Consider the following 22,074-nt stretch of genomic DNA (forward strand, 5'->3'; position numbering starts at 1 on the left):
AACGCTGGCTCCTAGTTACTTCTCGTATGGTATCGCAACTCGTTGAAATGACATTTCATTCTTCTCGTATTTTCTAAGTATTCTTTCTATCGATCCATTGTTTTGAAGCTCTGAGATCGCGGTATTTAATGCGCTTCGAAATGAAATTTTGTCTTTTGCTAGAAGCATTACATTGGGAAATACTCGTACTGGATTGACTCCTGATATCGGTCGAATTTGGCCCGGATTTTTTTCGATGTACTCGTTTGCAACAGCCAATTCTACGAATGTGGCATCAGCTTTTCCTGAAGACACCTCAAGCAAAAGTTGAGAGATTTGGGTTGTTTGAGGAAGTGAATCAAGTTTCGCCTTCGTGTAATCGGTTTTTGCTATAATTGACGACATTTCTCCATCTATGGCTGCTATGGTTATATTGTTGTTATTCAGTAGGTCTATTTTTTCGTCAAAACGCTTGTCGTCTGCGCGAACGTATGCCCGAACAGAGCTATAGTATAGGGGGGATGTGAAGTCTGCTCTTAGTGCTCTTGCGCTAGTGGGCCATATTCCCGAAACAACCAGATCAACTCTTCCGTCGGCTACGGCTTCCGTCATTGTCGCCCAGTCGACTTCCTCTGTGTATTTTACTTTTAGCCCCATGTTCTGAGCAGCCTCTTCCAGTGCATCGTAAAATATCCCGCTATATTTTCCGGTGTTTGCGTCTTTGATGAAACTGGGAGGGTATGAAATGTATCCTGCTCGGATTTCTCCGCGCTCAATGATTTGATCTAGTAGCGATTTGCTTTTGTTTTCTGATATGGATGCCGGGTTTTTTTCGTAGCACCCAGCCAGTGCCCATATGAAAAAGGTAAACAATACTATTTTTGGCATTGATTTGATTGTAATGCTCACTGCGCTCCTCCTGTGTTGATATGTGTGCTATGTGAAGCAGGTTGCGAAATCGGGTTCTATTTTGTTTGGGTTATTGGTCGCGCTATGTTCTCTGGTGGGGGGCGGTTAACTAGCGTTCTTTCACGAATATAAGCCATAATTAATAGTTATCGATATATTTGGCGGTGTTATTGCCTGCCTGGGCTGAGCGCGCTTCATAACCTATTCCGTTCACCATACTTACAATGACATGCCGATGTCTGTAAGAAATATCTGAAATATCTTACGTGCACTGGCTTCGTGATCATTGGGGGTGTGTTCTGTGTATTGGTTTTGGTGGCAAATTGATGCATCTGAATGGTGGCGCACTGGGGAGTGTTGCTATGCTTTATTGGCAGAATGTGATTGACTGACGGTCAATACGCCGTCAAATGGCGTGTTTTGTCCTGAGTGAGGTTAGGTCATATGATAATTATTCTCGCAGGCCGGCTTATTCAACACCCCACCTCCACCACCGTAATATCATCCCTCTGCACCGCACTCCCCGTATGCCCCCTCAGCGCCTCCAGCAGCCCATCCAACGCCCCCTCCCCCAGCCCCTTCAGGAAATCTCCAACCGCCCCTCCCCGAACTGCTCCCCATCCTCCCCGGCTGCCTCGGTCACCCCATCCGAGTAGGCATACAGCCGATCCCCCGCCAATAAAGGATGGTGCGCCGCATCCGCCGCCGGGTCCATCGCCTCGATGATCCCCAGCGGCGGCGCGGTGGAGGGAAACCGCGTCGTCACCTCCCCATCCCGGATCAGCAGCGCATCGGGCACCCCGGCGTTCCACAGGCTCACCCGATCCCCCCCCGGTGAGATCTCCAGCGCGCAGGCCGCCATATAAAGGTGCGCCGGCAGTTGACGGTACAACACCCGATTCAGCTCCCGCAAGATCTCCGCCATCGGCTCCCCGGCCGCGGTGAAGCGGGAGAAGATGTAGGCGGCCATCGGCCCGCCGATCGCCGCCGGCAGCCCGTGCCCGGTGAAGTCCCCGAGCAGCACGTGCCGCCCGCCGTCGGGCCGTCGCGCCGCCAGCAGCAGGTCCCCGTTGGTCCGCTCCAGCGGCGAGATCAGATACCTCAGCCGATCCTGGTCGAGCTGCGCGGTGCTGCGCATGCGGGTGACGATCTCCTCGACCAGCTCGCGCTCGTTGCGCAGCGCCTCGTTCTTCTCCGCCAGCTCCCGCCGTGCCCGGTGCAGCGCCAGGTGGGTGGCCACCCGGGTGCGCACGATCTCCGGCTGGATCGGCTTGGTCACGTAGTCCACCGCGCCCAGGGAGAAGCCCTTCACCTCGTCCTCGATCTCGCCGCGGGCGGTGACGAAGACCACCGGCAGGTCGCGGGTCGCCTCGTCCGCCTTCAGCCGGCGGCACACCTCGTAGCCGTCCATGCCGGGCATCATCACATCCAGCAGGATCAGCTCCGGGTGGGGCGGGGTGGCGACGATCTTCAGCGCCCGTTCGCCGCTGATCGCCGCGCGCACCGTGTAGCGGTCGCCCAGCGCCTGGTTGAGTAGGTCGATGTTCTCCGGGGTGTCGTCCACCACCAGGATGGTCTGCTTCTCTTCACTCATGTCCCTACCGTCCTCTATCCCAGACCCTGAATTCGATAGTTCTTCGGCGTCACCCCGAACCGTTTGCGGAAGGCGGTGACGAAGTCGCTGTCGTGGCGGTAGCCCACCTCGTGGGCGATCACGTTGACCGGCTTTTCGCTCCGTTCCAGCGCCCGCCGCGCCCGTTGCAGCCGCTGTTCGCGGGCGTAGGCGATGACGCTGAAGCCGAACAGCGCCTGGAACTCCTTGGAGAGCGTGGTGGGGTTGGTGCCCACCTGGCGGGCGATCTCGGCCAGCGGCGGCGGTTCGAGCAGGTTCTCCATGATCACCTCGCGCGCCCGGTAGAGCCGGGCGATGCGCGGGTGGCTGTCGCGCTCCTCGCCGAGCGCCGCGGCCGCGGCTTCGCCCTCCTGGAGTGAGCCGTAGCGGTCCTCGTAGGCCTCCAGCCGCTGCTCCAGGCGGCGCTGCAGCTTGGATTGGTCGAGGTGGATGCCGATGCGCGCCACCAGCTCCGCCTCGGCCACCGGCTTGGTCAGGTAGTCCACCGCGCCGCACTGGAAGCCGGTCACCTTGTCCACCAGTTCGTCGGCGGCGGTGACGAAGACCACCGGGATGGCGCGGGTGTCGGCCCCCTCCTTGAGCCGCCGGCACGCCTCGAAGCCGTCCATGCCGGGCATCCGCACGTCGAGCAGGATCAGGTCGGGGCGCCCCTCGCGGGCGCGGGTCAGGCACGCCTCGCCGCTCTGCGCGGTGAGCAGGTCGAAGCCATACTCGCGCAGATACTCCTCCAGGATCCAGAGGTTGTCCTCCTGGTCGTCCACCAGCAGCAGGGTGGTGTTCGCCTCCGTCATCGTCATCTCTCCCCGATGATCGCCCGGTCGTGACAGAATCGCCGCAGGACGGGTCCGTTGCAAGCGCCGGGCGGGGTGTGGTTGACGTTCGCCCAACAACCACTTGCGCCGGCCCAACTGCCCGGGCACTCTCAGAATTATCCTTAACGGAAGGAGGGGAGTATCGCACGACCGGTTGCTGCGGTACTCCCCCGAATCGACTCCCGGTGTCGATCGCCAAACAACAATATGGACTCCATAGATGACTCCAATAAGACCCTCCCGCGGGCGGCTGCGGCTCTCCATCGCGCTTTCCGGTGTGCTGATTATGGCCATCGCGGCGTTTGCCGCGGCGGTGATGTGGAACCTCGACCGGGTCGGCCGGCAGGCCGCCGACGTCGCGGCGCGGGGGCTGTTCCAGGAGGTGGCCGGGCGCATCGTCGGCCACGTCGAGCAGCAGCTCGAAGCGGTGCGCGCGTGGACCGCCGACGCCGCCAGCGTCGCCTCCCTCGCCGTCTCGCCGGTCGCGGTGGCCGACCACCCGGCGCTGCCGTTCCTGCTCCGCGCCCTGGAGCAGCGCGGCAATCTCTATTCGGTCTACGTCGGCTATGACGACCGGCGTTTCCTGCAGGCGATCGCGGTGCGCGGCGACGGGGCGATCGCCAAGCGCCACGGTGCGCCGGCGGAGACCGCCTTCATCGTCCGCGGCATCGTCGCCACCGCCGGCGGCGGTCGCCTCGCCCGTTGGATATTCCTCGACGGGGCGCACCATCGGCTCGGTAGCCGCGACGAGCCCGACCCCGAGTACGACCCCACCGCCCGCCCCTGGTATCACGGCGCGACCCTCTCCCGCGACGCGGTGATCACCCCTCCGTACCTGTTCAGCTCCCTGCAGCAGCCGGGGGTGACCGTCACCCACGCCCTCAGCGGCGGCGGCGGGGTGATCGGCGCCGATCTCGCCCTCGGCGACCTGCAGGCCTTCATCGCCCGCCAGCGGCTCTCGCCCCACGGGGTGGTGCTGCTCGCCGAGCGCCAGCGCCGGCTGCTCGCCTACTCCGGCCTCGGGGGAGAGGGGCGCGGCGAGGGGCCGATCGAGCCGCTGATGGCGATGAGCGAGGTGGGCTCGGCGCTGGTCAGTGCCATCGGCGAGGCACCCCTCGGCCTCTCCGACCGGATGGTGACCGGCCGCGGCTACCTCACCCTGCAGACCGACGTCAGCCCGCGGCTGGGCTCGCCGATGTCGCTCTTCCTGGCCGCGCCGGTCAGCGACTTCTCCGGCCACATCACCCGCATGATCGAGCGGGTGCTGCTCACCACCGTGGTGCTGCTGGCGCTGATCCTCCCTTTGGCGGTGGTGTTGGCGCGGCGCATGACCGGTTCGCTGACCCTGCTCGCCGGTGACGCGCAGCGCATCCGCGAGCTCGACTTCAGCGAGCCCGGCCGGCGCCATTCGGTGTTCCTCGAGACCCAGCGGCTGGAGGACGCCTTCTCCCTGATGCGCGCCACCGTGCGCCGCCGCACCCAGGAGCTGGAGAAGCTCAATGAGCTGGGCATCTCGATCGCCGCCGAGCGCGACACCAAGCGGCTGCTCGGCCAGGTCACCGACGCCGCCCAGGAGCTGACCGGCGCCGACGGGGCGATCCTCTACCTGCGGGCGGGGGAGGTGCTGCGCGCCGACATGGTGGACGTCGACTCCCTGACCCTCAAGTTCGACGCCTCCGGTCTGCTGCCGGAGCTGCCGTTGGGCGGTGCCGAGGGGATGGACGGCGCCGCGGCGGAGCGGGAGCGGCCGCTGGCCGCCTGCGTCGAGGGGCGGCGCGCCCTGCGTCTGGAGGGCGAGGCGCTGTGCCCGGCGGAGGACGCGGTGAGCGCCTGGCTGCGCGAGCACCACGACTACGCCGTCCACTCCATGCTGGTGGTGCCGCTGATCACCCGCACCGGCGAGGTGGTGGGGGTGCTGCAACTGCTCAACGCCCGTTTCGCCGAGCTGGGCCGGGTCGAGCCCTTCACCCTCACCGACCAGGAGATCATCGGCTCGCTGGCGGCGCAGGCGGCGGTGGCCCTGGACAACGACCTGCTCTACGTCGCCCAGAAGGAGATGCTGGACTCCTTCATCCGCCTGATCGCCGAGTCGATCGACGCCAAGTCCCCCTACACCGGCGCCCACTGTGCGCGGGTGCCGGAGCTGGCGGTGATGCTGGCACGGGAGGCCTCGGCGAGCGACGCGCCGCCGTTCGCCGACTTCCACTTCTCCAGCGACGACGAGTGGCGCGAGTTCCGCACCGCGGCGTGGCTCCACGACTGCGGCAAGATCACCACCCCCGAGTACGTGGTGGACAAGGCGACCAAGCTGGAGACCATCTACAATCGCATCCACGAGATCCGTACCCGCTTCGAGGTGCTCCACCGCGACCGGCTCATCGCCCACCTGGAGGCGCTGGCCGCGCCGGGGGCGGACCTCCCTCGGCTGGCGGCGGAACGGGACGCCGACCTCGCTCGTCTGCAGGAGGAGTTCGCCTTCGTCGCCGAGTGCAACATCGGCGGCGAGTTCATGGACGAGGGGCGCCAGGAGAGGTTGCGGCAGATCGCCGAACGGCGCTGGCTGCGCCACTTCGACGACACCCTGGGCCTCTCCCGCGGCGAGCTGGAGCGGCGCGACGGGCGTCCCGCGGCAGCCCTGCCGGCGGAGGAGCGGCTGCTCGACGACAAGCCCGAGCAGATCGTCCGCCGCGACCCGCGGCAGGTCGCGCCCGGCGGCGAGTTCAAGATGACGGTGCCCGAGTACCTCTACAACCACGGCGAGCTCTACAATCTGCTGATCCCCCGCGGCACCCTCACCGCCGAGGAGCGGTTCAAGATCAACGACCATGTGGTACAGACCATCCACATGTTGGAGAATCTGCCGTTGCCGAAGAACATGGTGCGCATCCCGGAGTACGCCGGCGCCCACCACGAGACCATGATCGGCACCGGCTACCCGCGCCGGCTGCGCAAGGAGGAGATGTCGCTGGGGGCGCGGATCATGGCCATCGCCGACGTCTTCGAGGCGCTCACCGCCACCGACCGGCCCTACAAGAAGCCGAAGAGCCTGAGCGAGGCGGTGCGCATCCTCAGCTTCATGTGCAAGGATCAGCATCTCGACGCCGATCTCTTCGAACTCTTCCTGCGCCGCGGCATCCATCTCGAATACGCGCGGCGCTATCTGGCGCCAGAGCAGATCGACGAGGTGGATGTCGGCCGTTACCTGGGAGGGCCCGAGGGAGCGGCCGCTCAGACTCCCCGTAGGGTGGATAAGCGATAGCGCATCCACCGGGCGCCGGATGGGGTGACCCCCGCCGGCTGACCGTAGCCCCCGTTTTGGTGGATGCGCTATCGCTTATCCACCCTACGGGAGCGGTGCCCCGATTGATCACTGGGCGGAGATGGCCGTTGCCCCCGTATTGGTGGATGCGCTGTCGCTTATCCACCCTACGGAACGGCTTTCTGAATCATCAACACGCACGGAGCGCCGAGGCCGCCGCGTAACCCTATGCAAATCGAAAAGACCAACCGCATCGTCGTCGCCGTCTACCTGGCGCTGACCGTCCTCAACGTCGCCGGCTTCATCCAGTTCGATCTGCTGCGCGACCGCCAGTACGAACTCACCGAGCGGCGCCAGCGGGCGATGGCCGAGGCCAACCGGCTGCTCGCCGGCTCGAAGAGCCTCACCGGCAGCGTCCGCGCCTTTGCCGCCACCGGCGACCCCGCCTACGAGAAGGCCTACTGGGACGAGGTGGAGGTGCTGCGCAGCCGCGACCGGGCCGAGTCGGCGCTGCGCGGGATGGGGCTGAACGACGGCGAGGTGGAGCTGATCGAGCGCGCCAAGCGCGCCTCCGACGAGCTGATCCGGATCGAGGAGCAGGCCTTCAAGGCGGGCCGCGCCAGGGAGCGGGAGAAGGCGGTGGAGCTGGTCTTCGGCGACGCCTACCGCAAGGCCCTGCGCGACATCCACACCCCCATCGACCAGTTCCGCAAGCGCGTCGACCGGCGCATGGAGCGGGAGGTGGCGGAGGCCGAGCGGCTGGTCCAGCTGGGCTGGAACATCGGCCTCGCCCTGGCGCTGCTCAACGCGCTGCTGATCGTCGGCATCCTCGGCGTGCTCTACCGCCGGCGGGTGATCGCGCCGCTGGCACGGATGAACCAGCAGGTGCAGGACATGCTGGCCGGGCGCGAGTCGGCCGACTGCACGGTCTCCTTCTCCGGCGCGGCCACCGAGATCGACGAGCTGGCCCGCTCCTTCTCGGTCTACCGCCAGACCGCCCGCCAGGCCGCCGACGAGCAGTGGGTGAAGGCCCACCAGGCGCGCATCGCCGGCGAGCTGCAGGGGGCCGAGGACGTCGCCGAGCTGGCCCGGCGCTTCCTCGCCGAGGTGGCGCCGCTGATCGAGGTGGGCCACGGCGTCTACTTCAGCAACGACCAGGAGGCCCGCCGGCTCCAGCTCACCGCCCACTACGCCTACAACCAGCGCAAGCAGCTGGCCAACCGCTTCGCCCACGGCGAGGGGCTGGTCGGCCAGTGCGCCCTGGAGCGCGAGCCGATCCTGATCAGCCGCCCGCCGGAGGACTACGTGCGCATCGGCAGCGGGCTGGGCGACGGCGTGCCGGTGGCGATCCTCGCCCTGCCGGTGATCAACGGCGGGCGGCTGCTCGGGGTGGTGGAGGTGGCCTCGTTCCGCCCCTTCACCGAGCGCGAGCAGGCGCTGCTCGACGGTCTGCTGCCGTTCCTGGCGATGAACCTGGAGATCATCGAACGCAATGCGCGCACCCGGCGGCTGCTCGAGGAGAGCCGCGAGCAGGCCCAGCATATGGAGCACCAGGCCCACCAGCTGGCGCAGCAGACCGACGAACTGGATGCCCAGAAACGCTCCATCACTGCCCTGCTGGAGGAGCAGAACGCCATCTTCGAGGCGGTCACCAGCGGCGTGGCGGTGGTTTTCGACGGGGTGGTGCAGAAGGGCAACCGCCAGTTGGAGACGCTCTTCGGCGTGGCCGCCGGGGCGATCGCCGGTTCGGTGACCCGCCAGTGGTACCCCGACGCGGCGAGCTACGCCGAGGTGGAGCGCTGTGACGAGGCGCTGGCCGCCGGCGAGACGGTGCGCGTCGAGGTGCCGATGGTGCGCAGCGGCGGCGAGCCCTTCTGGGGGCGGCTGAGCGGGCGGGCGATCGACGTGCGCGACACCACCCGCGGCGTGGTCTGGACCCTCGAGGACATCAGCGACGAGCGCGCCGCCGCCGAGGCGATGCGCCGGGCGAAGGAGCTGGCCGAGGACGCGGCACGGGTGAAGAGCGACTTCCTGGCCAACATGAGCCACGAGATCCGCACCCCGATGAACGCCATCATCGGTCTCGCCCACCTGGTGTTGAAGAGCGAGCTGACCCCCCATCAGCGCGACTACCTGCGCAAGATCCACCAGTCGGGCCAGCACCTGCTGGGAATCATCAACGACATCCTCGACTTCTCCAAGATCGAGGCGGGCAAGCTCGATATCGAGCGCACCCCCTTCGAACTCGACCGGGTGCTCGGCAACGTCGCCGACCTGATCGGCGAGAAGGTCGCGGCGAAGGGGCTGGAGCTGCTCTTCGACGTCGCCGCCGAGGTGCCCCACACCCTGCTCGGCGACCCCCTGCGCCTCGGCCAGATCCTGATCAACTACGCCAACAACGCGGTCAAGTTCACCGAACGGGGGGAGATCGCCATCCGCGTGCGCGTGCGCGAGGAGTGCGACGGCGAGGTGCTGCTCCACTTCGGCGTGCGCGACACCGGCCCCGGCCTCAGCGAGGCGCAGCGCGAGCGGCTGTTCCAGAGCTTCAACCAGGCCGACACCTCGACCACCCGCAAGTACGGCGGCACCGGCCTGGGGCTGGCCATCTCCAAGAACCTCGCCGAGCTGATGGGCGGCGAGGTGGGGGTCGAGTCGGTGCCGGGGGAGGGCTCCACCTTCTGGTTCACCGCCCGCCTCGGCGTGGCGGCGGAGCAGCGGCGGCGCATGCTGCCGGCCGGTTCGGTGCTGCGCGGTCAGCGGGTGCTGGTGGTCGACGACAACGAGAGCGCCCGCGCGGTGCTCGCCGACATGCTCGGCACCATGGGCTTCGTGGTCGACGCGGTGGAGGACGGCGGCGCGGCGGTGCGCGAGACGCGCCGCGCCGCCGAGCGCCACCGCCCCTACGACATGCTGTTCCTCGACTGGCAGATGCCGGGGATGGACGGCAGCGAGACCGCCGAGGCGATCCGCCGCCTCCACCTGCAACCGACCCCGCGCATGCTGATGGTCACCGCCTACGGGCGCGAGGAGGTGCTGCGCTCCGCCGAGGCGGCGGGGATCGACGACATCCTGATCAAGCCGGTGAGCGCCTCGACCCTGTTCGAGAGCGTGATTCGCAGCGGCGGCAGCGGCAGCGAGCGCTCGGAGGCGGGACCCGAGGGGGTGCCGTTCGACCTCGCCCCGCTGGCCGGTGCGCGACTGCTGCTGGTGGAGGACAACGACCTCAACCGCGAGGTGGCGATCGGCCTGCTCGCCGACGCCGAGGTGGAGGTGGAGGTGGCGGAGAACGGGCAGCTCGCCGTCGACATGGTGCAGGAACACGACTACGACGCGGTGCTGATGGACATGCAGATGCCGGTGATGGACGGGGTCACCGCCACCGTCGAGATCCGCCGGCTGCCGGGGCTGGCCGAACTGCCGATCATCGCGATGACCGCCAACGCCATGCCGCGGGACCGCGAGCTGTGCGCCAAGGCGGGGATGAACGACCACGTCGCCAAGCCGATCGATCCCGACGAGATGTGGGCCGCGCTGCTGCGCTGGGTGCGGCCGCGGACGCCGGCGGCGGCGCCACTGCCGGCGCCGGCCTCTCCTCCGGCGGCGGAGGAGGGGGGGGACGACCTTCCCCGCCACATCGCCGGACTGGAGGTGGCGGCGAGCCTCAAGCGGCTCGGCGGGCGGCACGCCATGTACCGCTCGCTGCTGCAACGCTTCGTCGCCGGCCAGCGCGGGGCGCCGGCCCAGATCGACGCGGCGCTGGCGGCCGGCGACCGCGCCACCGCCGAACTGCTCGCCCACACCCTCAAGGGGAGCGCCGGCAACATCGGTGCCGGCGAGGTGGTGGCGGAGGCGGCGCGGCTGGAGGCGGCGATCAAGGAGGGGGTGCCGGCCGAGCGCGTCGCCGAGCACAACGCCGCCTGCGGTGCGCGGCTGAAGGCCCTGGTCGAGGCGCTGGACGAGTGGCTGGCGGCGGCGGCGGGCGAGGCGGATGAGGCGCCGTCGGAGCCGGTGGCGGTGGCGCGCGAGGTGCTGCTCCCCGCCGTCGCCCGGCTGGCCGACGGGCTGCGCCAGAACAACGCCGCGGTGGGCGGCCTGTGGCAGGGGCAGGCGGCGCTCTTCCGCGCCGCCTTCCCGGACGAGTGGCAGGGGATCGAGGAGGCCCTGCGCGGCTTCGACTTCGAGGAGGCGCTGGCGCGGCTCGAAGCGGCGGCCGAGGCGCATGGGGTAGCCCCGTGGGCGGCGTGACCCGCTGGTCGTTCGCCCGGGTGCGCCGGCCGCGGCTGATGGCGGCGCTGCTCGCTCTGCTGGTCGGGGTCGGCGCCGGCGAGGTGGACCGCATCACTACCGAGCGCGGTTTCCGCACGGCGCTGGCCGAGCGGGCGGAGCGCGAGGCCGCCAGCCTGGAGCTGGAGACCGCCCGCGGGCGGATCATGGGGGTGGCCTCGCTGCTGGGACTCGGCGAGCCGCTGGTCAAGGCGCTGGTGCGCGGCGAGCGCAGCGCCGACGACCCCGAGGTGCTGGCGGCGCTGCGCCCGGCGCGCCGGCTGCTCGATGCCGATGGCGTCTACGCCATCGACGCCAAGGGGATCATCGTCGCCCACGAGACCGACCACAAGCGCAGCACCGGCACCGACGTCACCTTCCGCCCCTACTGGCGCCAGGCGATCGCCGGCAAGGCCAACGTCTACGCGGCGGTCGGTTCGCGCTCCGGCAAGCGCGGGCTCTACACCGCCGCGCCGATCCGCGCCGGCGACTCGGTCGATGATCCGGTGATCGGCGTGGTGCTGGTCAAGAGTCTGGCCGACGGGCTCGACCGCCAGCTCGCCGCGGTCGGCCGGCCGGCGCTGCTCGCCTCGCCCCAGGGGGTGGTCTTCGCCGCCACCGATGCGGACTGGCGCTTCCACCTGGTGGGACCGGTGAGCGCCGAGCGGGTGGCCGACATCGGCCGTTTGCGCCAGTTCGGCAAGGCGTTCGCCGAGGGGCGGGTGAGCGGCTCGCTGCCCTTCGACCCGAGCGGTGCGGAGGCGCAGATCGACGGCCGCCGTTTCGCCGCGGCGAGCGCCCCGGTGGAGTGGAACGACCCCAACGGGGTGTGGTCGCTGGTCGTCCTCGGCGACCTGCAGGAGGCCGCCTCGTGGTGGCGCTGGGCGGGGGTTGGCGGTAGCGTCGGCGGCGCGCTGTTCGTGCTGCTGGTCACCTTCCTGCGGCTGCGGCGGGAGGCGGAGCAGCGGCGCCAGGCGGTGGCCGAGGCGCAGGCGGCGGCCGAACTGCTCGCCGCCGAGGCGGAGGCGAAGAGCCGCCAGGCCGATTTCGTCCTCCAGGTGCAGCGCGCGAAGGGGTTTCCCGCCTTCGTCTCGGCGCTGTTCGGCGGGCTCGCCGAGCGGGTGCGTCTGCACCAGGGGTGCCTCTACTACGCCGTGGCGGGGGAGGGCGGCGAGACGCGGCTGGAGCTGGCCGGCAGCTACGTCACCGAGGGGGCGCCGGAGCGCGTCGCCCTCGGCGAGGGGCTGCTCGGCCAGTGCGCGCGGGACCGCCGGCCGCTGATCTTCCAGCACCCGCCGGAGGGGTTCTGGCGGGTCCCCACCGGGGCCGGGACGTTCCCGCCGCGGGTGTTGCTGCTGCTGCCGATCCTGCGCAACGACGAACTGCTCGGGGTGCTGGAGCTCTCCTCCCTGAGCGACGAGCTGGGCCGCGAGCGCCAGGCGGTGGAGGAGCTGCTGCCGGTGCTGGCGATGAGCCTGGAGCTGCGCCTGGCGGCGCTGCGCGCCTCCAGCGCAGCGTGATTGCGGTTCCGTCCTTGTCGGTGGGCGCCAACCCGCCGGCGAACTGCCTTCGTTCGCCACGGCGGCCGCAGGCCGCCCTATAGGGCGCGCCGCGCGCGCCGTGGTGACCGAAGCCCCGTCCCCGACGATGCCCGCCGGCCTGCCGGCGAAGTGCCCCCCGGCGCGCCACGGTTTGGCGCAAACAAACGGCAATTGGGCCCCAGTGACCGGCCGCCGCCAACCGTTGGATCGCGCCCAATCGATGTTGTCCGGCGCCCAACGACGGGGCGTTGCGCGTCGGTAATCTTGCCTCCACTCCCGCAGCCATTGCGGGCCCCGATGGAGGACCAGGACCATGATGATGCCCCGCTTGCTGCCCAACGAACTGCTCGCCACCCTGCCCGGATTCGTCCGCTACGACCTGGCCGACGCGCTGACCGATCCGCGGGCGCTGACCTTCGGCGAGACCCACCGTTTCGGCGAGTGGGAGCTGCGCCTGGAGGAGGACGTCGAGGAGCCGGGGCGCATCCACTGCATCCTCACGCTGGAGGAGGAGGGACAGCTCCACCTGATGCTCGATTCCCGCGGCGAGGAGGCCGAGCTGTTCGCCTGCCACGGCGGCGGCTGCGCCTGCGACGCCCGTCTCGGCATGGAGTTCTGCGCCAAGCCGGAGCGCTGGTTGGCCCCCCTGCCGGTGCCGGTGCGCTGGCTCTGACCCAGTGCGAAGGAGGTGGCACCTTGTGGCCATGCCCGGGGGGGGGGGCATCGCCACCCGCGTAGCGTAGCCGTAACCAAATCCGACGATTTGGCATACAATGGGCCCGATTCTTGTAAGGGTGGCCCCGCGGCGATGACGCATATTCGGTTCGTATCATGAAGCAGTCGCTTCAACTCCGGCTCGGTCAGTACCTGACCATGACTCCCCAACTGCAGCAGGCGATCCGTCTGCTGCAGCTCTCGACCCTGGAACTGCAGATGGAGGTGCAGCAGGCATTGGAGAGCAATCCGATGCTGGAATCGGGGGAGGACGACGAGATCGAGGGCTACGCCGGGGCGGAGGCGGAGAGCAACCGCCAGGAGCGGGAGGCGCCGGCGGAGGAGTCCTCCTCCTCGGGCGACGACTTCGAGGCGCCGGTCGCGGCCGAGGAGCGCGAGCGCGACTTCGAGTCCGACGCCACGATGCCCGACGACCTGCCGGTGGACAGTGTGTGGGAGGACGTCTACGACGGCGCCACCGCCTACTCGCGCAACGACGAGGGGGAGGAGCGGGTCTTCGAGTACGCCGACACCTCCGGCCGTTCGCTGCGCGACCACCTGGTGTGGCAGATGGAGCTGTCGCGCTTCAGCGAGACCGACGAGGCGATCGCCGAGGCGATCATCGACGCCATCGACGAGGACGGCTATCTCAAGCAGTCCCTCGACGAGCTCCACGAGGGGCTCGCCGACCAGGGGCTGGAGGTGGAACCTGACGAGGTGGCGGCGGTGCTGCGCCGGATCCAGGCGATGGACCCCGCCGGCGTCGCCGCCCGCGACCTCGGCGAGTGCCTGGTGTTGCAACTGCGCCAGCTGCCCGCCGACACCCCGTGGCGGACCGAGGCGATGGCGCTGGTCGGCGAGCACATCGAGCTGCTCGGCAACCGCGACTTCAAGACCCTGATGCGGCGGATGAAGCTGGCCGAGGAGCAGCTCTCCGAGGTGCTCGACCTGGTGCGCACCCTCAACCCGCGCCCCGGCTCGGCGATCGAGCAGGCCGCCCCCCAATACATCGTCCCCGACGTCTTCGTGCGCAAGCTGAAGGGGCGCTGGGTGGTCGAGCTGAACCCCGAGGCGGCCCCCAAGATCCGCGTCAACAGCTACTACGCCAGCCTCCTCGGGCGGGCCGGCGGCGGCGAGCTGAAGGGGCAGTTGCAGGAGGCGCGCTGGCTGATCAAGAGCCTGCAGAGCCGCAGCGAGACCCTGCTCAAGGTGGCCACCGCCATCGTCGAGCGTCAGCAGGCGTTCCTCGAGCAGGGTGAGGAGGCGATGCGCCCGCTGGTGCTGCGTGATGTGGCCGAGACGGTCGAGATGCACGAGTCGACCATCTCGCGGATCACCACCCAGAAGTTCATGCACACCCCCCGCGGCATCTTCGAATTCAAGTATTTCTTCTCCAGCCACGTCGGCACCGCCGACGGCGGGGAGGCCTCCTCGACCGCCATCCGTGCCCGGATCAGGAAGCTGATCGCCGCCGAGGAGCCGCGTAAGCCGTTGAGCGACAACAAATTGGCCAAGATGCTCGAGGGCGAGGGGATCAACGTGGCGCGGCGCACCGTGGCCAAATACCGCGAGGCGATGAATATCCCCGCCTCCAACGAGCGGAAACGGCTACAATAGCCGGCCCTCCCGCCGGGGGACGGATCGCCGCCTCTTTCGGCGCAACCGATACGAAAACGATTCTTGAGGAGTCTCGACCGATGCAACTGAACCTGACCGGCCACCACGTGGACATCACCGATGCCATGCGCAACTACGTCAACGAGAAGACCGAGCGGCTGGAGCGTCACTTCGACCAGATGACCAACGTGCATGTGGTGCTCAGCGTGGAGAAGCTGCGCAACAAGGCCGAGGCGACCATCCACGTCAACGGCGCCGATCTCTTCGCCGACGCCGAGCACGAGGACATGTACGCCGCCATCGATGCCCTCGCCGACAAGCTGGACCGGCAGATCAAGAAGCACAAAGAGAAGCTCACCGACCATCGCAAGTAACCACGGTTCGGCCCCGTGGCGGCGTGCCTCGGGGTCCCCTTCCCAGGGGCCATAGACCATGCAACTGAGCGAACTACTCTGCCGGGAGTGCAGCACCCGGACCCTTCAGGCAGGGAGCAAGAAGCGGGCGTTGGAACTGGTCAGCGAGATGATCGCCAACCACCTCGACGCCCTCACCCAGGCGGAGATCTTCGATAGCCTGATCGGCCGCGAGCGGCTCGGCTCCACCGGCATGGGCCACGGAGTGGCCATCCCCCACGGCCGCGTCAAGGGCATCGCCCGGGCCATCGGCGCCTTCGTCCGCCTGGAGCAGGCGGTGGACTTCGATGCCATCGACCGCCAGCCGGTGGACCTGCTGTTTTTCCTCCTGGTGCCCGAGCACTACACCGACGAACATCTGCAGATCCTCTCCACCCTGGCCGAGATGTTCAGCGACGAGCCGTTCTGCGCCACCCTGCGGGCGGCGGCCGACGACGCCTCGCTCTATCGCCTGATCGTCGACTGGCAGCCCGCCTCCAGCGCCCTGCAATGAAACGCACCGTCACCGCCGAGCAGCTCTACCGTGCCCTCCGCGGGCGGCTGGGGCTCTCCTGGGAGGAGGGCGGGCAGCGGGAGGCGTGCATCGTCGGCGACTGCACCGAGCTGGAGACCGGCCGCTGTCTGGTGGGCCACCTCAACCTGATCCACCCCTGCCGTATCCAGGTCCTCGACCGCCAGGAGTTGCAGCACCTCGACTCCCTCGGCGACAACTCCCGCGACGACAGCCTCGACATGGTCTTCTCCTCGCGGGTGGGGATGGTGATCGTCGCCGGCGGCTGCGAGGTGCCGGAGGACTTCCGCCGGCGCGCCGAGTCCACCGCCACGCCGCTGCTGTGTGCCGAGTCCCGCGGTCATCAGGTGATCGCGCTCACCCAGTTCTATCTCTCCCGCGAGCTGGCCGACCGGGTCACCCTCCACGGGGTGTTCATGGAGGTGCTGGGGGTCGGCGTGCTGATCGCCGGCGACAACGGCAGCGGCAAGAGCGAGCTGGCCCTGGAGCTGATCACCCGCGGCCATCGGCTGATCGCCGACGACGTCGCCGAGTTCACCCGCACCAATCCGGAGATGATCACCGGCTCCTGCCCGGAGCTGTTGCAGGACTTCATGGAGGTGCGCGGGCTGGGGGTGCTCAACGTCCGTGAGATGTTCGGCGACAGCGCCATCCGCCGCACCAAGAGCCTCGGCCTGGTGGTCAGCCTGGAGGCGATGGACGAGGAGCGGCTGCTCGCCATCGACCGCCTGCGCGGCAGTCACCGCACCCGCCGGGTGCTCGACCAGCCGATCCCCGAGGTGACCCTGCCGGTGGCCGCCGGACGCAACCTGGCGGTGCTGGTGGAGAGCGCCGTGCGCAACCATATCCTCTCCCACAACGGCTACGATGCCGCCGGTGACTTCATCGAGCGCCAGCGCCGCGAGATCGAGCGGGGTGCGGAGGGCGGCAGGGAGCGGACGTGAAGCTGGTCATCGTCAGCGGCTTCTCGGGGGCGGGCAAGCACATCGCCATGCACACCCTGGAGGATCTCGGCTACCACTGCGTCGACAACCTGCCGGTGGCCCTGCTGGAGGCCTTCGCCGGCCGGATGGCGGCCGGCGAAGGGGCACTCGAACTCAGTGCAGTGGGCATCGACGCCCGCAACCGTGCCGAGGAGCTGGCCCGTTTCCCGGAGACCGTGGAGCGACTCAAGGGGATGGGTCTGGAGCTGCGCCTGCTGTTTCTGCAGAGCGATCCGAAGACCCTGATCCGCCGCTTCAGCGAGACCCGCCGCCGCCACCCGTTGACCCGCGGCGCGGAGCTGCCGCTGGCCGAGGCGCTGGAGCGGGAGCAGCGGCTGCTGGCGCCCATCGCCTGCGCCGCCGACCACTGCATCGACACCTCCCACACCACCCTGCACGAGCTGCGTGAACTGGTCAGCCGCTGGGCCGAGGGGACGGTGCGCGCCGGTCCCACCCTCCAGTTCCAGTCTTTCGGCTACAAGCGCGGCATCCCCTCCGATGCCGACTTCGTCTTCGACGCGCGCTGTCTGCCCAACCCCTATTGGCAGCCGGAGCTGCGCGGGCAGACCGGCCGCGACGAGCCGGTCCGCCGTTTCCTCGACGGTGAACCGGAGGTGGACGGCCTGTTCACCGACCTGGTCGGCTTTCTCGAATCGATGCTGCCGCGCTTCGCGCGGGAGAACCGCAGTTACATCACCATCGCGGTGGGTTGCACCGGCGGTCAGCACCGCTCGGTCTATCTGGTGGAGCGTCTGGCCGCCCACTTCCGCTGCGATCGCGGCCAGGTGCTGGCCCGCCATAGGGAGCTGTCGTGAGCGTAGGTCTGTTGTTGATCACCCATAACCGGCTCGGTGACGAGTTGCTCGACACCGTCCGGGCGATGTTTCTGCGCATGCCGCTGACCGCGGTCACCCTGGCGGTGGCCAGGAACGACCCGCCGGAGCAGGTCCAGGCGCGGGCCGAGGCGTTGGTCTCCGGCCTCGACGAGGGCGACGGCGTGCTGCTGCTCACCGACATGTACGGTTCCACGCCGAGCAACATCGCCAACCGGCTGGCCGCCGGCGAGCGTCGGCGGGTGGTCTACGGCATCAACCTGCCGATGCTGGTGCGGGTGCTCAACTACGCCGCCCTCGACCTCGACGCCCTGGCCGACAAGGCCTACAGCGGGGGCCGGGAAGGGGTGGTGGAGGGATAAGGACCATGGAGAGCCGCGATCTGCCGATCATCAACAAGCTGGGGCTGCATGCCCGCGCCGCCACCAAGTTCGTCACCCTCGCCTCGCGCTTCGGTTGTGCGATCCAGGTGGCACGCAACGGGCGCACCGTCAACGGCAAGTCGATCATGGGGATCATGATGCTCGCCGCCGCCAAGGGCACCTCGATCACCGTCAGCGCCGACGGGGACGACGAGGCGAGTGCCCTCGATGCCCTCGCCGCGCTGGTGGCCGACCGCTTCGAGGAGGAGGAATGACCCTATCGCTGACCGGCATCGGCGTCTCCCGCGGGGTGGCCATCGGCCAGGTCCATCGGCTGCGCCGCGACCAGCTCGAGATCCCGATGTTCGCCATCCCGATGTATCGCCTCGACGAGGAGGAGGCGCGCTATCGCCACGCCCTGGAGGCGGCCAAGGGGCAACTGCGGGCGATCCGCGAGCGGATCCCGGCGAAGACACCGGCCGACATCGGCGCCTTCATCGACACCCACCTGCTGATGCTCGAGGACACCACCTTCTCCGAGGCGCCGATCAAGGCCATCCGCGAGGAGCGGCTCAACGCCGAGTGGGCGCTGAAGCAGCAGCGCGACACCCTGGTGCAGGTGTTCGAGGAGATGGACGACGCCTACCTGCGCACCCGCAAGGACGACGTGCAGCACGTTGCCGACCGGGTGCTGCGGGTGCTGCTCCACCAGGAGGATGACCACCATGCGGTGTTCGATGCCAACCTCAAGGACCGCATCATCCTCGCCGACGACCTCACCCCCGCCGATACCCTGCTGATGCAGCACCAGGGGATCGCCGGCTTCATCACCGAGTCGGGCGGTCCGCTGTCGCACACCGCGATCCTCGCCCGTAGCCTGCGCATCCCGGCGATCGTCGGCGTGCGTCTGGCGCGGCGCTACCTGCGCGCCGACGAGATGCTGATCATCGACGGCGCCGCCGGGGTGATCATCGCCGATACCGACGACTACAGCTTCCGCCACTACCGCAAGCGCCAGCGCGAGGAGCGGCGCCACCAGAGCGAGCTGCAGAAGCTGAAGGCCTCGCCGACGGTGACCACCGACGGCGCCCCGATCACGCTCCTGGCCAACATCGAGCTGCCCGAGGACATCCGGGCGGTGCGCCGGGTCAACGCCGCCGGCATCGGCCTCTACCGCACCGAATTCCTCTACATGAACCGCGACGACCTCCCCGAGGAGGCGGAGCACTACAAGGCCTATCTGAAGGTGGTGAAGGCGATGAAGGGGGCCCCGGTGACCTTTCGCACCTTCGACCTGGGCGCCGACAAGCAGCCCGGCGGCGGGCGCAACATCACCCCCAACGTCACCAACCCGGCCCTCGGCCTGCGCGCCATCCGTCTCTGTCTGAAGGAGCCGCAGCTGTTCATCCCCCAACTGCGCGCCCTGCTGCGGGTCTCCGCCTACGGCCCGGTGAAGGTGATGTTCCCGATGCTCTCCAACTCCCTGGAGCTCTTTCAGGTGCTGCAACTGGTGGAGGAGACCAAGGAGGAGCTGCGGCGCGAGGGGAAGAAGTTCGACGAGGCGATCGAGCTGGGCGGCATGATCGAGGTGCCGGCGGCGGCGATCACCGCGGCCAGCTTCGCCGAGCACCTCGACTTTCTCTCCATCGGCACCAACGACCTGATCCAGTACACGCTGGCCATCGACCGCGTGGACGATGAGGTGAACTACCTCTACGACCCGCTCCATCCGGCGGTGCTGCGGCTGATCCGGATGACCATCGAGGCGGGCCAGGTGGCCGGCATCCCGGTCTCCATGTGTGGCGAGATGGCCGGCGACCCACGCTATACCAAGCTGCTGCTGGGGATGGGGCTGGAGCACTTCAGCATGCACCCGGCGAGCCTGCTGGAGGTGAAGGGGATCGTCAACGCCTGCCAGTTGAAGGAGCTGCGCAGGCAGGCCGACCGGCTGCTCACCACCAGCGATCCACTGGAGATGGCCGAGGCCCTGGCGCGGATCATCGACCACTGATTTTTCTCTTGGGGCGAAAAATCAGCAGGTATGGGGTGGAACGTTGGTGGATGCGCTCCGCTTGTCCGCCGTACGAAAAATTGCTTCTGGTTTGCTTCTGGTGCTTCTGGTTACGACGCTCCGCGTCGTAACCAGGCCCCTCGGACGCTCTGCGTCCTGCTGCGCGTCCGGGCTCGGACGTCCCGGTGCCTCTGCCCGGCACGACGCGGAGCGTCGAAGAGAGGGCGTTCCCACGCGGGGTGTTGAAGAGAAGGCGTTCCCACGCGGAGCGTGGGAACGAGGGGTTGCTTGTAAAACGTACAGATTCATGAATGCTGAAACCGTCGCTCACATCCGGCAACTGCTCGACAGCCACCGCCGTTTCACCGGCCGCGAACTGATCCCGCGCAGCGGCGATCCCGTCGAGGAGGCGGAACGGCTCGATCGCGCCGATTTCGTCGTCGCCTCCCATGGGCGCGAGGTGGACCCGGTGCTCAACTACGGCAACCGCCGGGCGCTGGCGCTGTGGGAGATGGCGTGGGAGCGCTTCACCGCCACCCCGTCGCGCTACACCGCCGAGGCGCCGCGGCGCGAAGAGCGCCAGCGGCTGCTCGACGCGGTGCGCAGCCAAGGCTACATCGACGACTACAGCGGCATCCGCATCTCCGCCGGCGGCCGCCGCTTCCGCATCGAACAGGCCACGGTGTGGACCGTGGTCGACGAGGCCGGCGACCCCATCGGCCAAGCAGCCACCTTCGACCGGTGGGACTACCTGTGACCGATGGGGCGGGTTCGTAGGTCGCGGCTACCGCCGCGACGGAACGGAGGCAGCGGGCTGCGGGTACAGACGATCCAACCGACTTCTCCGGGCCGTTCGGAGCGATTCGGTGGGTATTCGGCATTGCCGCCCTCGTCTGCGGGGAGTGGATGGGGCAATGCCCTTTTTCCCTTTGTATACGTCGGATTGTGCTTGCAGAAAATCGCTATCGTGGCAGGCTCTCCCAATACCGATCGAAAGCAACAAGGAAAAAGAGATGGGCTACCAATACAGGATCGACTTCAAGGTACGGGACTACGAGTGCGATCTCCAGGGCGTGGTCAACAACGGCGTCTACATGAACTACCTGGAGCACGCCCGCCACGAGTTCCTGCTCGATCGCGGCATCGACTTCGCCCAGCTCGCCCGCGACAACGTCAACCTGGTGGTGATCCGCGCCGAGCTGGACTACAAATTGCCGCTGCGTAGCGGCGACCGTTTCTGGGTCGGCATCAACGTCGAGCGCCCCTCCAGGCTGCGTTTCGACTTCCTTCAGGACATCTACCGCGCCGCGGACGACAAGCCGGTGATGAAGGCCAAGGTGACCGGCACCGCGATGAACGAACGCGGCCGGCCGATGCTCCCCGAGGCGATCCTCCGCCTCTTCCCCGAGTAATCCCTGCGGTCTCCGGCGATCCGGCGGATGGGCCGCCCGGGCTACCTGCCCAAATTCCTGCCGATCTTCCTCCTTTTTTCCGTTCCCGCCGATCTGGCTGATGTCCAGTTGCAGTTGGTGCGCTGAAGCGCCGGCCGGCGTGGCTCCGAGGCGGCTGTCCGACGACGTGCCGATGTGCGGGGAAGGAGGCCGGGAAGGAAAATAGTGTTTCAGGCAGGGTCCTCCGCCCGGGAACCACCCCGATGCCGGAGGGGGAAAATAGATGTGGACTTTTCCGCCCGATGGGAGGAGACTCCCTCCCATATTTCATCCTTTCTCCCGGCTTTCTCTCATTTCACACTTCTTCTCCCGTCCTTCGATCGATCGGAACCATAGCGTCCGAGACGTTGTTGTGTCTGCTCGGCAGAAGGGGATGGGAGGCGGCGGGGAAGGAACCGAATTGGTCGCATCGCGGCCTCTCACTACCGATCACGATTTCTGCGTATGGTCCTGCGGTAGTGCTCACACGACGACATACAGCATTTCAGAGTAAACACGATTATGAATATCTATGTGGGAAACCTGCCGTACTCCGTGACCGATGGCGATCTGCGTGAGGCCTTCGGTGCGTACGGCAACGTGACCAGCGCCACCGTCATTTCCGACAAGTTCAGCGGCCAGTCCAAGGGCTTCGGTTTCGTTGAGATGTCCGACAACTCCGAGGCCGATGCCGCCATCAAGGGGCTCAACGGCGCCGACATGAAGGGCCGCGCCCTCAAGGTGAACGAGGCCAAGCCCCGCGAGCAGCGTCCGCCGCGCGCACCGCGCTACTGATCAGCGGTG

The 22,074-nt window shown here is 67.8% G+C and carries 18 protein-coding genes; 15 read left to right on the forward strand and 3 right to left on the reverse strand.

Annotated features, from left to right (window positions below):
- Positions 1-15: 15 nt before the first annotated feature.
- The 3 genes from ACYQ2W_RS04270 to ACYQ2W_RS04280 form a co-directional block, all read right to left on the reverse strand.
- Complete coding sequence (locus ACYQ2W_RS04270) at positions 16-888, reverse strand: substrate-binding periplasmic protein (protein ID WP_459863573.1); 873 nt, start codon at positions 886-888, stop codon at positions 16-18.
- A 580-nt stretch (positions 889-1,468) separates the two neighbouring features.
- A complete protein-coding gene (locus ACYQ2W_RS04275) occupies positions 1,469-2,482 on the reverse strand; it encodes a SpoIIE family protein phosphatase (protein ID WP_459863575.1) in 1,014 nt (337 codons plus the stop codon).
- A gap of 14 nt (positions 2,483-2,496) precedes the next feature.
- Positions 2,497-3,312, reverse strand: coding sequence for a response regulator transcription factor (locus tag ACYQ2W_RS04280; RefSeq protein WP_459863577.1), 816 nt, complete (start codon positions 3,310-3,312; stop codon positions 2,497-2,499).
- Positions 3,313-3,553: 241 nt separating this feature from the next.
- Here ACYQ2W_RS04280 and ACYQ2W_RS04285 point away from each other — a divergent pair, with 241 nt between their 5' ends.
- The 15 genes from ACYQ2W_RS04285 to rbp all read left to right on the forward strand — a co-directional run bounded on the left by ACYQ2W_RS04285 (position 3,554) and on the right by rbp (position 22,065).
- Entirely contained in the window at positions 3,554-6,592 is a 3,039-nt protein-coding gene (locus ACYQ2W_RS04285) for an HD domain-containing phosphohydrolase (protein WP_459863579.1), read from the forward strand.
- A gap of 228 nt (positions 6,593-6,820) precedes the next feature.
- Complete coding sequence (locus ACYQ2W_RS04290) at positions 6,821-10,837, forward strand: response regulator (RefSeq protein ID WP_459863581.1); 4,017 nt, start codon at positions 6,821-6,823, stop codon at positions 10,835-10,837.
- Complete coding sequence (locus ACYQ2W_RS04295; protein ID WP_459863583.1) at positions 10,825-12,375, forward strand: GAF domain-containing protein; 1,551 nt, start codon at positions 10,825-10,827, stop codon at positions 12,373-12,375. Before ACYQ2W_RS04290 ends, ACYQ2W_RS04295 begins: the two co-directional genes overlap by 13 nt.
- A 334-nt stretch (positions 12,376-12,709) precedes the next feature.
- The gene (locus tag ACYQ2W_RS04300; RefSeq protein ID WP_459863585.1) at positions 12,710-13,069 is read left to right on the forward strand and encodes a hypothetical protein; all 360 of its coding nucleotides are present in this window, start codon (positions 12,710-12,712) and stop codon (positions 13,067-13,069) included.
- A 158-nt stretch (positions 13,070-13,227) separates the two neighbouring features.
- On the forward strand, positions 13,228-14,727 hold the full coding sequence (locus ACYQ2W_RS04305; protein ID WP_459863587.1) for an RNA polymerase factor sigma-54: 1,500 nt from the start codon (positions 13,228-13,230) through the stop codon (positions 14,725-14,727).
- A gap of 80 nt (positions 14,728-14,807) precedes the next feature.
- Positions 14,808-15,101 carry a ribosome hibernation promoting factor gene (hpf, locus tag ACYQ2W_RS04310; RefSeq protein WP_459863589.1) on the forward strand — a complete coding sequence of 98 codons (294 nt, stop codon included), beginning with the start codon at positions 14,808-14,810 and terminating at the stop codon, positions 15,099-15,101.
- Positions 15,102-15,159: 58 nt separating this feature from the next.
- Positions 15,160-15,633 carry a PTS IIA-like nitrogen regulatory protein PtsN gene (gene ptsN / locus ACYQ2W_RS04315; protein ID WP_459863591.1) on the forward strand — a complete coding sequence of 158 codons (474 nt, stop codon included), beginning with the start codon at positions 15,160-15,162 and terminating at the stop codon, positions 15,631-15,633.
- Complete coding sequence (gene hprK / locus ACYQ2W_RS04320; protein ID WP_459863594.1) at positions 15,630-16,595, forward strand: HPr(Ser) kinase/phosphatase; 966 nt, start codon at positions 15,630-15,632, stop codon at positions 16,593-16,595. The genes ptsN and hprK overlap by 4 nt, the downstream gene beginning before the upstream one ends.
- The gene (gene rapZ, locus ACYQ2W_RS04325) at positions 16,592-17,449 is read left to right on the forward strand and encodes an RNase adapter RapZ (RefSeq protein WP_459863596.1); all 858 of its coding nucleotides are present in this window, start codon (positions 16,592-16,594) and stop codon (positions 17,447-17,449) included. Before hprK ends, rapZ begins: the two co-directional genes overlap by 4 nt.
- Positions 17,446-17,829: a PTS sugar transporter subunit IIA gene (locus ACYQ2W_RS04330; protein WP_459863598.1), complete on the forward strand. Its 384-nt coding sequence runs from the start codon at positions 17,446-17,448 to the stop codon at positions 17,827-17,829. The genes rapZ and ACYQ2W_RS04330 overlap by 4 nt, the downstream gene beginning before the upstream one ends.
- 5 nt (positions 17,830-17,834) lie before the next feature.
- A complete protein-coding gene (locus ACYQ2W_RS04335) occupies positions 17,835-18,104 on the forward strand; it encodes an HPr family phosphocarrier protein (RefSeq protein WP_459863600.1) in 270 nt (89 codons plus the stop codon).
- The gene (gene ptsP, locus ACYQ2W_RS04340; protein WP_459863602.1) at positions 18,101-19,840 is read left to right on the forward strand and encodes a phosphoenolpyruvate--protein phosphotransferase; all 1,740 of its coding nucleotides are present in this window, start codon (positions 18,101-18,103) and stop codon (positions 19,838-19,840) included. The genes ACYQ2W_RS04335 and ptsP overlap by 4 nt, the downstream gene beginning before the upstream one ends.
- 307 nt (positions 19,841-20,147) lie before the next feature.
- Positions 20,148-20,597, forward strand: a complete 450-nt coding sequence (locus ACYQ2W_RS04345) for an MEKHLA domain-containing protein (protein WP_459863604.1) — start codon at positions 20,148-20,150, stop codon at positions 20,595-20,597.
- 256 nt (positions 20,598-20,853) lie between these two features.
- Positions 20,854-21,252 (forward strand): acyl-CoA thioesterase, encoded by a 399-nt coding sequence (locus tag ACYQ2W_RS04350; RefSeq protein WP_459863606.1) that lies wholly within the window; start codon positions 20,854-20,856, stop codon positions 21,250-21,252.
- 540 nt (positions 21,253-21,792) lie between these two features.
- On the forward strand, positions 21,793-22,065 hold the full coding sequence (rbp, locus tag ACYQ2W_RS04355; RefSeq protein ID WP_459863608.1) for an RNA-binding regulator: 273 nt from the start codon (positions 21,793-21,795) through the stop codon (positions 22,063-22,065).
- Positions 22,066-22,074: the final 9 nt, after the last annotated feature.

Source organism: Endothiovibrio diazotrophicus, assembly GCF_054657215.1.